The sequence below is a fragment of the Novosphingobium decolorationis genome (assembly GCF_018417475.1).
Taxonomy (GTDB): Bacteria; Pseudomonadota; Alphaproteobacteria; order Sphingomonadales; family Sphingomonadaceae; genus Novosphingobium; species Novosphingobium decolorationis.
This window is the reverse complement of sequence record NZ_CP054856.1, coordinates 591,546-606,869: the sequence shown is the minus strand read 5'-3', so window position 1 is coordinate 606,869 and position 15,324 is coordinate 591,546. Positions and strand designations below refer to the sequence as shown.

Annotated in this window: 13 protein-coding genes; 9 read left to right on the top strand and 4 right to left on the bottom strand. The window is 67.8% G+C overall.

Features of this window, described 5'->3' with window-relative positions; all coding sequences use genetic code 11:
• Positions 1-128 precede the first annotated feature (128 nt).
• Genes HT578_RS02735 through HT578_RS02725 form a run of 3 tightly spaced genes read left to right on the top strand, consistent with a single transcriptional unit; the run spans position 129 to position 3,117 of the window.
• Positions 129-1,364 carry a GTP-binding protein gene (locus HT578_RS02735; RefSeq protein ID WP_213502082.1) on the top strand — a complete coding sequence of 412 codons (1,236 nt, stop codon included), beginning with the start codon at positions 129-131 and terminating at the stop codon, positions 1,362-1,364.
• On the top strand, positions 1,361-1,960 hold the full coding sequence (locus HT578_RS02730) for a DUF1826 domain-containing protein (RefSeq protein ID WP_213502080.1): 600 nt from the start codon (positions 1,361-1,363) through the stop codon (positions 1,958-1,960). Before HT578_RS02735 ends, HT578_RS02730 begins: the two co-directional genes overlap by 4 nt.
• Positions 1,957-3,117 carry a CobW family GTP-binding protein gene (locus HT578_RS02725; RefSeq protein WP_213502078.1) on the top strand — a complete coding sequence of 387 codons (1,161 nt, stop codon included), beginning with the start codon at positions 1,957-1,959 and terminating at the stop codon, positions 3,115-3,117. The genes HT578_RS02730 and HT578_RS02725 overlap by 4 nt, the downstream gene beginning before the upstream one ends.
• Here the strand turns inward: HT578_RS02725 and HT578_RS02720 are convergent.
• On the bottom strand, positions 3,114-4,679 hold the full coding sequence (locus HT578_RS02720) for a hypothetical protein (RefSeq protein ID WP_213502077.1): 1,566 nt from the start codon (positions 4,677-4,679) through the stop codon (positions 3,114-3,116). The two genes, HT578_RS02725 and HT578_RS02720, sit on opposite strands and share 4 nt — an antisense overlap.
• Before the next feature lie 122 nt (positions 4,680-4,801).
• On the opposite strand from HT578_RS02720, the gene HT578_RS02715 reads away from it, so the two are divergent.
• The gene (locus HT578_RS02715) at positions 4,802-5,425 is read left to right on the top strand and encodes a TetR/AcrR family transcriptional regulator (protein ID WP_213502075.1); all 624 of its coding nucleotides are present in this window, start codon (positions 4,802-4,804) and stop codon (positions 5,423-5,425) included.
• A 2-nt stretch (positions 5,426-5,427) separates the two neighbouring features.
• On the opposite strand, the gene HT578_RS02710 is transcribed toward HT578_RS02715, so the two are convergent.
• The gene (locus HT578_RS02710; RefSeq protein WP_213502073.1) at positions 5,428-6,528 is read right to left on the bottom strand and encodes a helix-turn-helix transcriptional regulator; all 1,101 of its coding nucleotides are present in this window, start codon (positions 6,526-6,528) and stop codon (positions 5,428-5,430) included.
• 408 nt (positions 6,529-6,936) lie between these two features.
• Here HT578_RS02710 and HT578_RS02705 point away from each other — a divergent pair, with 408 nt between their 5' ends.
• From HT578_RS02705 to HT578_RS02685, 5 genes are all read left to right on the top strand, one after another.
• Complete coding sequence (locus HT578_RS02705; protein ID WP_213502072.1) at positions 6,937-7,503, top strand: hypothetical protein; 567 nt, start codon at positions 6,937-6,939, stop codon at positions 7,501-7,503.
• Between the two features lie 32 nt (positions 7,504-7,535).
• Positions 7,536-7,790, top strand: a complete 255-nt coding sequence (locus HT578_RS02700; protein ID WP_213502070.1) for a hypothetical protein — start codon at positions 7,536-7,538, stop codon at positions 7,788-7,790.
• A 72-nt stretch (positions 7,791-7,862) separates the two neighbouring features.
• A complete protein-coding gene (locus HT578_RS02695) occupies positions 7,863-8,126 on the top strand; it encodes a GlsB/YeaQ/YmgE family stress response membrane protein (protein WP_213502068.1) in 264 nt (87 codons plus the stop codon).
• The gene (locus HT578_RS02690) at positions 8,126-9,196 is read left to right on the top strand and encodes a L,D-transpeptidase family protein (protein WP_213502066.1); all 1,071 of its coding nucleotides are present in this window, start codon (positions 8,126-8,128) and stop codon (positions 9,194-9,196) included. Before HT578_RS02695 ends, HT578_RS02690 begins: the two co-directional genes overlap by 1 nt.
• 60 nt (positions 9,197-9,256) lie before the next feature.
• Positions 9,257-10,048 (top strand): hypothetical protein, encoded by a 792-nt coding sequence (locus HT578_RS02685; RefSeq protein WP_213502065.1) that lies wholly within the window; start codon positions 9,257-9,259, stop codon positions 10,046-10,048.
• Between the two features lie 741 nt (positions 10,049-10,789).
• On the opposite strand, the gene HT578_RS02680 is transcribed toward HT578_RS02685, so the two are convergent.
• Positions 10,790-11,698 (bottom strand): mechanosensitive ion channel family protein, encoded by a 909-nt coding sequence (locus tag HT578_RS02680; protein ID WP_213502063.1) that lies wholly within the window; start codon positions 11,696-11,698, stop codon positions 10,790-10,792.
• A complete protein-coding gene (locus HT578_RS02675; RefSeq protein ID WP_239026455.1) occupies positions 11,698-14,988 on the bottom strand; it encodes a hypothetical protein in 3,291 nt (1,096 codons plus the stop codon). Before HT578_RS02675 ends, HT578_RS02680 begins: the two co-directional genes overlap by 1 nt.
• Positions 14,989-15,324: the final 336 nt, after the last annotated feature.

The following is a 15,324-nucleotide window of genomic DNA, read 5'->3' as shown; positions in this document are numbered from 1 at the left end:
TTGGACCCGCTTCCCATATAGGGTCTGACATCGTGTCAGGGTCAAGGGTGTGGGCGCGCATCGGTGTTGTTGTGATACAACATATCATGCTAGGTGGCCTGCGTACCTATCAGGATCGCAGGATTTCCATGACCCCATCTTCCCGGCCCGACACGCGCCTGCCCGTCACCGTCCTCTCCGGCTTCCTCGGCGCGGGCAAGACGACGCTGCTCAACCATGTCCTCTCCAACCGCGAGGGGCGCCGTGTAGCCGTCATCGTCAACGACATGTCCGAGGTGAACATCGATGCCGATCTCGTGCGCGGAGGCGGGGCGGCGCTGTCGCGCAGTGAGGAAACGCTGGTCGAGATGACCAACGGCTGCATCTGCTGCACCTTGCGCGACGACCTTCTTCAGGAAGTGCGCCGGCTGGCCGAGGAAGGGCGCTTCGATTACCTCCTGATCGAGAGCACGGGGATTTCCGAGCCGCTTCCCGTTGCCAGCACCTTCTCGTTCCGCGACGAGGGCGGGGCTGCGCTCGACGATGTCGCCCGGCTCGACACCATGGTGACCATGGTCGATGCGGTGAACCTTCTGGCCGACTATTCGAGCCAGGATTTCCTTGCCGACCGGGGCGAGAGCACGGGCGAGGAGGATACCCGCTCGCTGGTCGGCCTCTTGGTCGAGCAGATCGAATTTGCCGATGTCGTGCTCATCAACAAGGCCTCGTCGGTGAGTGCGCAGCATCTGGACGTGGTGCGCAAGCTCGTGCGCAGCCTCAACGCCGAGGCCCGGATCGAGATCTGCGATCATGGCCGGATCGAGGCGGGTACGATCCTCGACACCGGGCTCTACGACGAGGAACGTTCCGCGCAGCACCCGCTCTGGGCCAAGGAGCTCTATGGCTACGCGCAGCACCGCCCCGAGACCGAGGAATACGGGATCGAGAGCTTCGTCTACCGCGCACGTCAGCCGTTTGACCCGGCGCGCTTCCACCGCTTCCTGACGGCCGACGGGCTTGACCACGTGGTACGTGCCAAGGGGCATTTCTGGCTGGCAACCCGGCCCGACTGGGTGGGCGAACTCGCCGTCGCGGGAAGCGAAACCGTGACCGCGCGCATGGGGCGCTGGTGGGACAGCGTGCCCCGGCACCTCTGGCCCGAGGACGATCGGTTCGAGAATTTCGTGCGCGAGCGCTGGGACCCGGTCTGGGGCGACCGGCGCCAGGAACTGGTCTTCATCGGCATCGGCATGGACGAGGCGCGCATCCGCCGCGCGCTCGAGGCTTGTCTGGTGCGAAGCGCAGCCTTTGCGCCCGAGGACTGGGCGGACCTGCCCGATCCCTTCCCGGCCTGGGCACCGGTGGCGCAGGAGGCTCTGGCATGAGCGCGGCGGTCTGTGCCAACGCGCCCGAGGTCCTGACGCGCATTGCCGAGCCCGATGTCCACCTTGCGATCTGGCAGGCGGGCCGTCCGTCCCGCCTCGACTGGCTCGACACGCTGGACCTTGCGGGAATTTCGGACCTGTCCTTCCCCTGTGCGCTCACCGATCTGGACCGGGAGATCGGGGACGGGCTGGCCGAGGCGGGCTATCCCGACGGGGCAGAGAGGGACGTGCTGGGCGAGCTCATGGCGGATCTCGCGCGCCGGTTTGCCGCGATCATGGGGTGCGCTGAGGTCAAGGTCCGGCTGGAGGTGATCCGCACCGATGCCTGCCGCAAGTTCCACGCCGACTACGTGCCCGCGCGCCTTATCGCCACGCTCGCGGGACCCGGCACGCAGTGGATCGAGGCGGACAGGATCATTGAGGGCAATCCTGAGGAGATCCACCAGATGCGCGCCGGTGATGTCGGTCTGTTCAAGGGGCGTCTGCTCGCGCCCGAACCGGCGATCCTCCACCGCTCGGTGCCCCTGTCGGTGACCGGGGGCACGCGGCTGCTCCTGGTGTTCGATCCGCTGGGCGTCGGGGAGGGCACCCGGTGAGCGGGGTGCTCTCCAGCCTCGATGGCCTGATCCCCGTCTCGGTCCTCACCGGGTTCCTGGGGAGCGGCAAGACGACAACGCTCAACGCGCTGGTGCGCAGCCCCGAGATGGCGCGCGCGCTCGTCATCATCAACGAGTTCGGCGAAGTCGGGCTCGACCACGATCTGGTCACGCAAGGGCACGAGGAGATGCAGGTCGAGATGATCGGCGGGTGCCTGTGCTGCACCATTCGCGGCGACCTGCTGGCGACCTTGCGCGATGCCCCTTGGCGTTTCGCGCGCGAGGGGCGCTGCTGGTTCGACAGGGTGGTGATTGAGACCACCGGCCTCGCCGATCCCGCGCCCATCCTCCACACGCTGATGCGCGACCACACGCTGGAGACGATCTACCGGCTCGACAGCGTGATCGCGACGGTCGATGCGGTGAACGGCGCGGCCACGCTCGCGCGACAGGAGGAGGCGGTGAAGCAGGCGGCCATGGCGGACCGTATCCTGCTCACCAAGACCGACCTCGTCGGGGAGCCCGAGCGCGAAGCCCTGACCGCGCGGCTGCGCGCGCTGAACCCGGCGGCGCCGATTCTGGCCGCAGAGCACGGCGCGGTCGCGGCGCACGCGCTGTTCGGCGGCGGGGCCTTTGACCCGGCGGGCAAGAGCGCAGACGTGCAGGACTGGCTGCGCGCCGAAGCCTACGCGGACCACGACCATGTGCATGACCACGCACACGCGCACGCGCACGCGCACGCGCACGGGCATGACGTGAACCGCCACGGGCCCGACATCCGCGCGACCTGCCTCACTTTCGAGGAGCCGCTTGATCCCGAGACCTTCGAGCGCTGGATCGAGCTTCTGACCTGGATGCGCGGGGAGGATGTCCTGCGCATCAAGGGCATCCTCAACCTGCAGGGGCAGCCGGGACCGGTGGTGGTCCACGGCGTCCAGCATGTCTTCCACCCGCCGGTCGTGCTGGACGAATGGCCTTCGCACGACCGGCGTACCCGGCTGGTCTTCATTACGCGCGGGCTTGACGCTGCGGCGCTGGAGGAGACCTTCGCAATGGTGACGCCCGAGCCGGTGCCGGATGCGCCCGTGGACGTGGACGTGGAGGAGGGCGGGGAGGCTCTCACTGCGGGAGGCTCGCTGACCGGCTGGACGCGTTAACGGCAGGCCGGGTTGTCGGCCTTGGCAAAGGTGAGGAAGGTCACGCTCGAAGGCGCGAGCGTGACCGAGCCTGACCGGCGAAGGCCGGCAAGGTCGGGCAGCGTGTCCCCGGCGCCCAGTTCCAGCGCTACGCCGTTGAGCGCGGCGTGCGCGGGATCGCTTTTGGCCTGCGTCAGGCTGCGCACCTCGGCTTCGCCGGACAGCGCAAGATCATGGGGCTGCGTGCGGTCGGGATTGATCGCGAGCACGCTGACCCCGCCGGCAACACCGCGCTGGCATTGGGCGTAGAGCCGCAGGCCGGACTTGGCATCGGCGCTCCCGGCATCCAGCACCCTCGTTCCCATCGTGCGCTTCCAGAGAAGCGCAGCCCAGTAGTTGGGGCGCGGCGCAAAGCTCTTCTCGTCGAGGAGCGCGTAGTCGCTGGCGGCCAGCGTGTTGTGCATGACGACCGAGACCCCCTGGCGCGCCGCGCGGGCGAGCTGGTCGACGAAACGGAAGGTGTCGGCAAAGGTCGCGGCCTGCGGGTTGCCGCCACACGCGGTCTCGGCGGTTTCGGTCAGCCAGAGCGGGGCGTCGGGCGCGATTTCGCGGCGCAGGGTTTTGGTCCTGGCGATGGCGTGGTCGATCATGCCCAGCCACTGTGCGCCTTGCGCATCGGGCTGCGGGCCCGCGCAGCGCTGGGAAATCTCGCCGTAGAAGTGGAACGAGACCACGTCCGGGCGCGCCGGTCCATCCGGCACCATTTCGCGGGTCGGCAGCGTCGTGATGAAGGTGGGAAGCGGGCTTCCATCGTTGTATTCGAAGGCGCCGGGCGCCAGGACCCTGGTCTGGGGGGAGCGCGCCGCCAGCCAGTCGTGGAAACGGGTATAGTCGCGGCGGTAGTCGGCGCTCGTATAGCCCTTGGGCGGCTGGGTGCCGCCGATGAGGTTAGGCTCGTTGGCAAATTCGCTGGCCCAGATCTTGCCGCCCATCTCGTGGGTGGCGGCCAGCCAGCGCTCGGCGGCATCGCTCTGCCAGGCTCCGTTCTCATCGCGCGCGCCCGCGCTGGTAGGCATCGAGGTGACGATCCGGCCATCCACGGCCTTGGCAAAGTCGATCGCGCCGCGCCACTGCGCGCGGGTCAGGACGGCATCGAAGCCTTCGGGCGCGGGCCCTTCGTGCGTCTCCTCGTCGCGGTAGGTCGTCGCGTTGGCCCAGGTTCCGCTGTAGCGCAGGTAGACCGGCCCGAGAGCAGCGGCCAGCGTGCGCAGGCGCGGGTTGGAAAGGTCGATCGGCGGGCGGTACTCGTACTGGTCGGAAGGGTCGGCCTTGCCTTCGCGATAGGGCTTCCAGAAGCGTCCGCCCGTCAGTTCCACCATCTCGACATTGTAGGAGAGGAAACGCGCGTCGACGGTCCCGATCTGCGCCAGCTTGCCCACGGCAAGGGCCGGCTCGGGCGCATCGGCCACAGCCGGAACCCCGCCGAACGCGGCGAAGAGTCCGGTCGTGAGAAGGATACGGCGCAGGCGCGTGGATGCGCGAGAGCGGGCGGGCCGGGGCGGCGGCGAAGGAACGTGTGTCATGCACAGGGTCTAGGGGCGCGCGTGGATCGGGCGCAAGCAGAAATTTTACATTGTAAAAAATAGTGCCGGACGCCCGCAGGCCTATCTCCTTTGTGGTGCCAAAGCGTGCTAGGAGCGTGCCGATGACGACGACATCCTCCGATACCGCCCCTGCGCGCGCGGCGGCGTCCGCCAAGGGCGCGGCGCGGCGCGAGAAGATCCTGCGCGGGGTAATCGCGATCATTGGGCGTGACGGCTACCATCAGCAGTCGCTGCGTGAACTTGCCAAGGCGCTGGAGATGGAGGCGCAGCACATCCTCTACTACTTTGCGAGCCGCGAGGACCTGCTGCGCAGCGTCATGGAACTGTGGGACAAGGACAGCCTCGCGAACGCCGATCCCGCCGCCTTGGCCGGGCCAAGCCTTGATCTCTACGTGGCGGCGGTCCGGCGCAGCAGCGCGGCGCCGGGCATGTCCTACCTCTATCTCTCGTTCGCGGCCGATGCGGTCGTGCCCACGCACCCGGGGCACCACTTCATTCGCGCCCGCCAGGCACGTGTGCGCCGTGATCTTGCCGAGGCCATCCGTGCCGAACAAGCGGCAGGAACGATCGCGCCCGAGATCGATCCGCTGCGCGCCGCGCGCCAGCTTTCCGCGCTCTCCAACGGGCTTCAGCTCCAGGCTCTGCTCGACCCGGATGGCGCGGACTGCGATCCGGCGGCCGAAGTCGCCGCGGCGGTGGCTCGCCTGCGCGGGGCCGTGCCCTAGGCTCAGGATCGCGCGGTGGCGGGAAGGTTGGCACGCGCGCGGTACTGGCTGGGCGTCATTCCGAACCAGCGGCGAAAGCGGCGGTTGAAGTCGGAGGCATCGCTCAGTCCCAGCTGTTCAGCGACGCTGCGAATGGCCAGGCCATTCTCGCGCAGAAGCGCCTCGCTGCGTTCCTGCAGGAGCGCGTCGACCAGCGCCTGAAAGCGCGTGTCTTCCCCCTTGAGATGGCGGATCAGCGTACGCGCGGAAACGCCGAGCTCACCGGCCACCTGTTCGAGGCGGGGCACGCGGCCGGTGGAGGTCAGCAGGTCGCAGCAGGCGCCCCGGGTTCGGGCCGACCAGCCTTGCGTGGGCCGCGTGGGTTCCACTTCCGCCTCGCAGCGGGCAAGCGCTTGGGTCCAGACGGCGGGATCGTGGATCACGCTGGGGCAAAGGGCCAGGGCGCGCGGCAGGGTGATGGCATCGCGGGGGGCGGCGAATTCCACAGGGCAGCGAAAGGCCGCGCGCAGCCGGGCGGCATAGGGCACTTCGCGATGGCGCAATTCGATTCGCGCTTCGTGGACGGGGTGGCCCAGGTTGGCCGCCGCGACGCGCGCGAGAAAGAGCAGCGGCGCTCCGGTCAGGATCGGGCGGGCGTCGCCAAGCGCAAGGCGGGCGTCGAGTTCCAGCGTCAGCGTGCGCGCATCCATCGAAAGGCGGTGCTCGAAGATGCCGGGGCGCTCGTTGGCAAAGCGTGGCAGGATCGCGAAGGCGCTGCGGATATCGGGCGCGTAGCGGGTCGCAAGGTCGATCCCGCCCCGGAAGTAGGGCACGCCGGCCTCCAGGAAATCGATGAAGTAGGCCGGGTCCGGGGCATGGCGCGCCATGTTGGAGATGATCGTGATGTACTGACCCACGCGGATCGTTTCGGGGAGTTCGTCCAGCCGTTCGAGCCCTGTTCCGGCAAGAAGCCAGGCGGGCCTTTCGAGCGTGGCGTGAAGGGAACGGACAAAGCGCGCGCAAATCCTGCGAACCGCGCGGCCATCCGGAGTTTCGGACGCCTTGCCGGACCAGCCCCATGTATCCATCGTATCCATCGCGCTGGCGCGTAACCTGTTCGACATCCCTTCCTCCCTGAAGCGCTGTGCGAACCGGAGGCAAGTTTGCGTAGTCCCGGAAATGAGGTCAACGCGAAATATGGAGAGAGGTGGCCCGCTCCAATGTGCACAATTTATCAAACTATCTCTTTTCAGCGTTTTAGTATTATTCTGCTGATTTGTATAATTTCCATATTTTAATCGGAACCATGGGCGGTTCCCGATTTGGCAGCAAATGCCAAGGATGTTGCCACCTATTGTCATTGACCGGTTGCGGATGTGACGGAATGATCTGAGGGTGTTTGCGGAATATTTCCGCAGCATATCGGTTTGCAGGAGGGGCGGATGCACCTTTGTCTTGCGCATGTGCGGGAATTCCGGCCCGGGCCCTCAGGGTTGCTTCTGGTCCTATGTGGCCTGCTGGCGGCCTGCGGCATGGCCCCTGGCGAAGAGACCACGGTTCCCGAGGTCGAGCCGGTCGCATTTCCCGAAAGCCTCGTCGTGATCGGCGATGGCTATCCGGCGAAAGGCGATCCCTGTCGGCGCCTGGGCGAAAGTGCGGTGACATCCAACTGGCTCGATGACAGCGCGGTCCTTGTCGGTTGCCCGGGCATGGCGGAGGCCAAGGCCCTTGGCGGCACCATACTTGGCGCCGACGGGCCCATTGCCATCGTTTCGGTGCCGATGGGCGATGCCAATGCTGGCCTGAACCCGCCAGGCTCTGTGCCCCCGTCGGCTCAAGGAGGTCCGGAGGAGGTCGCCGCAGCCGCGCCCGCGACCGATCCGATCCGTGGGGCAGGGGGCATGGAAAGTGCCTGCCATGAGCGCATCAACGCGATGACCAGCGGCAAGGTGGTGGGCACGCAGCGTATCGAGGAGGCGGAATCGGGCGTCATGATCTACGTGAACGTGCGGACTGCGCAGGCGCCATGGCAATGCTTTGGAAGCCGCGACGGCGTGCTCGACCAGGTCTTCTACGGCGGTGACGAGGGGGCGCTCTAGTTGGCCACCGCAGCGCTGCCTGGAGCATGGTGATGAAGTGGGTCGTCCTCGTTTTCATCGCGCTCTACCTGGGCGCGCTGGCCCTGCTCGCCATCGGCACGTTCGGTTGGCTGGGGCAGGAGAGGGACCCGCTTTCGGGCGTCTTCCTCGTGCCCTTGGGGCTTCCCTGGAACCGTCTGGCCGAGGGCCTTGGCTGGGGCGGCGTGGTGAGCGGTATGCTGGCGCCGGCGGTCAACGCCGCGCTGCTCTGGGGGCTTTGGAAGGGACGGCGGCGCACCGCCGGATAACGGGATCGCGGGCAGGCAGGAGAGGCCCTGCGCGCACGGGTGAGACGGACGACACGGACGAGGAGAGACGTCATGGGCTGGATCGTTGCCCTGATCGTGGGAGGGCTGGCCGGGTGGCTGGCAAGCAAGGTGATGAACCGCGATGCCTCGATGGGCATTTTCTGGAACATCGTGGTGGGCTGCGTGGGCTCGGTCGTGGGCAATGCGATTGCCAGCAATTTCGGCATTGCAGGCAGTGTGCAGGAGTTCTCGATCGTGGGTCTTCTGGTTGCCTTCGGCGGCGCGGTGGTGCTGCTGGGCGTCGTCAACCTGATCCAGCGCGGGAAGGTGCGCTGATGGGGTGCCGCGGGTTCGCGCGCCAGGGCGCGGCCAGGCTGCGCGCTCCGGCTCCGGCCAGCGCACTGGCCCTGGCACTCGTCCTGGCCCTGGCCTTCGCGCTGCTGCCGGTCCTGGCGCGCGCGCAAGGCTCCAAGGTCAGTTCCGCGCCCGAGCTGGCGCGGGCCATCGAAACGCTGAAGCCGGGGGAATGGGTCTGGGCCCCCGAGGTCGCGCCCGAAGGGCCCGTGCTCGTCTTCGTCGATCTCTCGCGTCAGATCGCGCTCGTCTACCGCAATGGCATCCGCATCGGGGCGACCACGGTTTCCACGGGGAAACCTGGCCACGCGACGCCGACAGGCGTCTTCACGATCCTGCAGAAGGACGCCAAGCACCGCTCCAGCACCTACAACAACGCGCCCATGCCCTACCAGCAGCGGCTGACCTGGGACGGCGTGGCGCTCCATGCGGGAGGGCTGCCGGGCTACCCCGAAAGCCATGGCTGCGTGCACCTGCCGTACAACTTCGCGCGCGAACTCTTTACCGTCACCGAACTGGGCGTGACCGTGGTGGTCGAGGGCGATGCCCAGCACCACCTGGAGACAAGCGGCAACGCGCTGCTCTCGCCCTTTGACGATACGGGCAAGGCGATTGCCTATCACCCTCTGCGGCCCGGCGAACAGTTCCACTGGACCCCGGATGTGGCGCGCGAGGGACCGGTTTCGGTGATCGTCTCCAAGCTCGACCAGCGCATCGTCGTCCTGCGCGGGGGCAAGGAAATCGGACGCAGTGTCGCGCGCATTCGCGGCGCGGATGCCGGATCACACGTCGTCACCCAGATCGTGCGCGAGGGCAAACCGCACTGGGTCTTCGTCGGGATGGCGGGCCACGAGGAGGAGGAAGGGCGCGAGATCGACGAGGCGCTGCTCAACCGCGTGGAGATGCCGCGCGCGTTCCACCGCGATCTCGACGCGGTGATGGGGCCGGGAACAACCGTTCTGGTCACCAACTCGCGGGTCGGCGCGGGCGCGTGGGATCACCTGACCGTGATCGACGCGATCCACCCGCACGCCGCGCCGGAAGGGAGTTGATGCGCAGGGATACGCGCAGATGGCGCCAAGGATTGGGAAACAGAAGGGGAAAGCCTGATCATGAGTACGCACACACGCTTCGCCGTCATGGGATCACTGGCGGTTTTCATCGCGCTGGCGCCGCATGCGGTCATGGCCAGGAAGGCCTCCTCGCTGACCGACCTCAACGGCGCACGCGCGGCAAGCGCGGAAAGCGCGCTCCAGTCGCGGGGCCTCAAGTATATCGACGGGCGCAAGGGAAGTTATGGCGAGAGCTACTCCTACTGGTGGGCCGATGACGGCAACGACTGCGTGGTGGTCGAGGTGAGCGACGGGCGCGTGATGACCATCAACGATGCCGACAAGAAGGATTGCCACCATTCGGGCGACAACACCGGGGCTGCGGTAGCCGCCGTGGCGGGGCTGGCGCTGCTCGGCGCGCTCATCGCCCACAAGTCCGACGATCACGACGACAAGGTCCATTTCGACAACCACGACCACGAACGCGAATACGATCGTGGCTACCAGGACGGGCTCTACCACAAGTCCTACCACAACTATGACGACTCGAAGTACTACTCGCGCGGATATTCCAAAGGGGTGGAACAGCGCAACAACCGTACCCAGCACCACCACGGCGATGGCGGGTACCAGCGCACGGCGACCTATCTTGACCTCAAAGATGCGCGCGCGGCCGGCGCGGATTCGACACTCCAGCAGCGGGGCTTCCGCAATGTTGACGGCTTCAAGTCGGGCAGCACGGCCTACACGATCTGGAATCGCCCCTCGTCCAAGCAGTGCCTCCAGATGACCGTGGCGGACGGCCACGTGAAGGACATCCGCGACATCCACAGCCACCCCAAGTGCCGTTAGGAGCCGTCGTGGCTTCCTGAGCGCGGCGCAACGACCGACTTCGCCGGGACGATACCCCCTCCCGGTGACAGGTCCCGTGTCCCCGGCACCGAGGGGGGCGCGGGACCTGGACCTTCCGGCCCTGTCGACTGGCGGTCTGGTAACGCCCGGAAATGAGCGCGACGTGCGTCGCGGATTTCCGGATTGGCTGTGCGATGGGCCATCCGGACTGCTTGATGCAAATGCGATAATACGTAAACCGCATAATTACAGTATTCTACGTAGATTTTCTGATAGAGGGTGTCAGGTTGCCCGGGGCGGATTGTTGTGTGTCAGGCGCGGCAGTGGAGGTCTATAACATTTAGATATATTGCCTATAAAACAGAAGCTTGTGATTCATTCCTCGTAAATTCACGTAGTTTGTGAAAACGGGCCGGGGAAGCGACCTGCGGGGGCGTAGCGGGTTTTTGCCGCGCGATGTCGTTTGCTAATTCGGGCCGAGACTGACGGGCGCGCGTGCGGCTTCGTCGCGGTCGAGATAGATGAGGTAGACGGTGCCGTCCGTCAGCGGCGCAACCCCGTGCGAGGGCCTCGCGCGCGGCCGTACGCAGGATCCACCCACGAAGGCGATGGCGTCCTGTGCCCTGTCCAGGGGGCAGAAAGTCCCGGCGGTCGCGATCTCGGCCCCTCTCCCTTCGTGGGGGGCGTTCGCTGTCCGCTCAGACTAGGCGGAGTGCAGGGTGCTGCAATCCATTGCCGGGTTCAGGAGGCAGGGCGGGGCTGGCCGGGCGTCAGGATACCTTCGTGCTGGAAGGCGCGCAGGACCCGCAGGTTCACGTCGGACTCGAAGGCCTTTTCAAAGCGCGTGTCGAGGACGTAGGCCTTGAGCCGCAGGCGCACACCGACAAGGTAATCCGACACCCACTGGTTGACGAGGATGACCACGGGCTTGGCGAGGAAGACGTAGCGGCTGGACAGCACGGCCTCGTTCACGATCTCGCGCGCGCGCTCGATATCCTGATCGGCGGCGATGTGGAAATCCATCACCACCTGCATGTCGAGCGCGCCGTAGTTGCCCGAGGACGTCACATCGCTCAGGAACTTGCTGTTGGGGATGGTGACGGTGTTGTCGTCCAGCGTCTGCATGCGCACCGAACGCAGGCCGATGGCGGTGATGTCGCCGTATTCGCCCCCGAAATTGACGCGGTCGCCGACCTGGAAGGGGCGGTCGAGCATGACGATGACGCCCGCGATGAACGAGGCGACAAGGTCCTTCATCGCAAAGCCGACCGCGACCGCCACCGTGCCGCCGATCACCGCCAGTGTCGTCTCGTCGACCCGGAAGGAGAGCAGGAGCACGAGCAGCGTCGTGGCGACGTAGATCACGAACTGGCCGATCGTGCTGACCTTGTGGAGGGTCAACCGGCGTGAGGAGAACTCGCTCCCGAAGGCCGCGACGAAGCGGCCGAGAAGCCGCAGCAGCATCCACGCACCGGCCACGACGAAAAGCGAGGTGATGACCCCGCCCCAGCGCACGATGTCGGCGAGGCGGCTGATCGTGTCGATGTCGATATCGTCCTGGGCCCATGCCGGGCTGGCGACGAGGGCCAGAAGCGGGGCGGCTGATCGCAGGGGCCGGAACAGGACGCGGGCAAACGAGGGGCAGGGCATCAGCGTGTCTCCCGCACGATGAGGTTCTGGCGCGCGAGCAGGCGGGCGACGGTCGTCCACCAGTTGAGCGCGATCTGGTAGCCGGGCGGCATCTGCGTCACCGCGCCCATGCGTTCAAGGCGGCGCAGCGCGTCGCTGATCTGCATGTCCGAAAGGTCGGTGCTGGCGTGGATGGCCGCCTTGTCGGCAAAGTCCATCTGGAGCAGCACGCGCAGCACGAAGAGGGCGGGCATGGGCAGTGCGGCGAGGCTTTCCGTGGGCGGCGTGTCGAAGGTGCGCACGGTGACCGTGCCGGTGACCGCTTCGACGAAGAGCGAGCGGCGCCAGTAGTCGAGCGCGATGGCCGGGTTGCCGCCGACGTGTTCGGCGAGGCGCTCGAAGTAGCCGCGCTTGCGGCGCTCGGTCACCGAGACATCCTCGCCGAACTCGAACACGCCGTCATCGACCATGGCCGAGAAATCCGGCGCGATCCCGGCCTGCGTGGAGCGGCGCTCGATGAGGGCGCGCAGTTCGTCGGCGGTCCAGACGGGGAGCGTGTGGATGGCATCGAAGAGGATGCGTTCGCTGCGCGCGCGCTGGAGGAAGCGCCAGGCGGCATCCGAGATCGCGAAGACCCAGGCATGGCCCTCCTCGCACGAACGGCGGGCCTGTCCGATCAGCCGGTCGAGCGCGGCAAGTCCGCCGATGGCCGGGATGATGAGGCGCTGGATATCGTCGATGGTGATGAAGAGCGGGGCCGCTCCGGTGCTCTCCTGCGCCAGCCTGTCGGGCAGGCGCTCGACCCAGTCGGCGGGCGGGCAGGGCGGCACTTCCAGGTGGACGTGGCGCATGTCCTTGCCCGACTTGCGGGCCAGATCGCGCAGGTACGAGGACTTGCCGAGCCCGCGCTCGCCCACGAACAGGGTGAGCGATCCGGCCGGGACCGGGGGCATCGGCAGGTGTCCGGGGCGCTCGGTCCCGAGGCGCAGCGTCGAGGGCGGGCGGTGCGGATCGAAGACGGCAAGGGTTTCGGGCGGGAGGCGGTGGAAGCGTCCGCTGGCCTTGTCCTCGGCCACCTGCCGCTCGGCCGCGATGCGCGCGCGCTGCTCGAGCATTTCGCGCACCAGCGCCACGTCGCGCACGCGCCGTGCGATCACCGCGCGCACGCCCTTGGCCAGCAGCAGCACACCCACCGCGATGCGCCCGGCCACGCCGGTGACGCCGCCCGGGTCCCGCGCGATCCAGCGCAGCAGCGCGCTGTCACCGGCATCCGCCGCGGCAAGGCTGACGATGCGCGCGCGCCACCACCTCGCGAGCAGCACCGCCACCACCGGCACCAGCAGCCAGGCGATGGTCACCACCCAGTTGTAGATCGCGCCTTCCCCCACGCTCGCGCGGGTGAGGTTGAGCATGAGGCCGATCGCGAGCAGGCTGCCCGCGATCAGGCGCAGCGATTTCCAGCGCAGCGCCGCGCGCGGGTCGTCCTGCCCGCGCCCGCGCGCCAGCTCGTTGACAAGGCGCACGGTGACCACGGTCGCCAGCGACCAGAACACCACGATCCAGAGGAAGCGCAGGCCCGCCAGCGCGAGATCCTCGGGCCAGAGCCACCACAGGACGCAGGCCAGCAGCAGCCAGTCGAGCGGCGCGCGCACGCAGCGCCAGTGCTGGAGCGCGGCGCTCTGCAATGAACGCAGGACCGTGCGGGGGCGCTTGAGTGCCGCCTCCATCTGCGCGCGCGCCAGCAGGGCATCGCCGCGCCTGCGCCACCAGGCGAACGCCATGGCGATCAGCATGAGGCGCAGCACGGCGAGGACGAAGGCGGGGCTCGGGCTGGTCACGCGGGCCAGAAGGTCGCTGGCGGTATGGCGCCAGGCTTGCAGGTTGAAGCGCAGTTCGAGGACGATCTCGAAGACCTCGCGGCGGACCTGCGCCACGCCTTCCGGGCCAAAGCCGGTCACGCGGCCCCGCATCGATCCGCTCAGCGCGTGCAGGAGGGTTAGGCGCGCGCCGTTCATCAGGTTCATCGCCTCACGCAGTGCGCTGCGCTGCTGCCACAGCCGCTGGGCGTGGGCCTCGGTCAGCAGCGCTGCATCGCGTTCGAGCGCGGCGCGGTGGGTCTCCAGCGCGCGCGTCTCCGGCGCGTCGGAGGACAGTGCGCGGTCGAGGGCCGGCGGGATCAGGCCGGGCGTCGAGGGCGCTTCGGAGGCCTCGAGCGCGGCCTGCAGCTCCCCACGCACCTTGGTCAGTTCGGCAACCAGTTCGGGGTAGAGCGCGTCGGCCGTGGCGGGGCCGGCCTCGGCGGCTTCGAGGGCGCGGCGGCGCCAGGCCAGCGCGTTGTCGCCCACGGTGTCGGGCGAGGCGCTGCCGCGCACGAGGTCGGCGCGGAATTTCGCCTGGGCCTGTTCGGTCTTGAGGAGGCGCGCGCGCTCGCTGGCGACAAGGCGCTCATGCTCGCTGGCGGCATCGCGCGCGTCCTGCTCGGCCTTGTCGAGGCGGGTGTTGGCGTTCTTGAGCCGGGCATCGGCCTGCGCGACTTCCTGCGCCGAGCGCGAGGAGACGCCGGACGCGGCGGCAAGCTGGACGAGGCGGTCGGGAGGCAGGCGGAAGATCGTGCGCCGGGCCAGCGCGACCTGGTCCTTGAGCCAGGCGATGCGCAGCGCCGGAGAGGCGTCTTCGGCGGGTTCGGCCTCGTCGGGGATTTCGGTGTCGCGCAGGAGCGCCATCTGGCCTGTGTTGTTGGCGGCATCGAGCAGGTTGATGTCGAGCGCGCCCGGCGGCACGGCCTCCCCCTTGAGGAAGGCCTCAAGCGCGCCAAGCTCGGTCTTCAGGCGCGTGAGTTCCTGGGCTTGCGAGCTCTTCTCCGCGGCGGCCTCGCGGAAGCTGCGGTGGGCCTTTTCATGGCTTTCGAGGAGAGTGCGGCGGCGCTGGTCGGAGAGGCGCAGGAAAGCGGCTTCGGCGAGCGCAAGCTGCGCCTGCGCGGGAGGCAGGCCGTCCAGTGCAGCCGGATCGCGCGCGGCGCGTGCATAGAAATCGCGGTCCTCGACCATGCGCGCGACAAGCCGCAGACGCGGCGTGTCCTGCCCTATGAGGCTGGCTCCAAAGAGGTCGTGCGCGTCGACGGCCGGGTCCAGGTTCCCGGCGAGGAGCGCCTGGATACGTGCGGCGCGCTGGGCCGCCGGAGCTACCTCGGGCGCGTTCTCGGGAGCGGCGTCCGGCTCGGTGGGCTGCGCCACGAGCGGCGTCTCGCAGACGGCCAGCGCCATCATGGCGACAAGGACGAGCAGGACGAGGCGAAGAGGCGAGAGCGTCATGGACGCACGATGCCGCCAAGCGGGCCGCGCTGCAACGGTGGGAACGCGGATACGCACGGTTCCCGTACCCGCGCAGCACCGCTCCAAGGCCTTGTGGCGCAGAGGGATAGACCGGATGGGCGGGCCGCGCATGGGCGCAAGGTTTGGCGCAGGTTCCTGGACCTGCCAACGCTCTGCCGGCGCTGCGGACGATTCGACCTTTCATGGCGGTCTGAGAAGCCCTGGGAAAGCCTGTCTTGCGGTATTTCTCCGCAATTGCAGGTGTGCCGCGGCAAGCCGCGCTTACAGGCAGGTTTGCCCGTGATTTCATGTATCTGTCGCGAATCTATATTCATT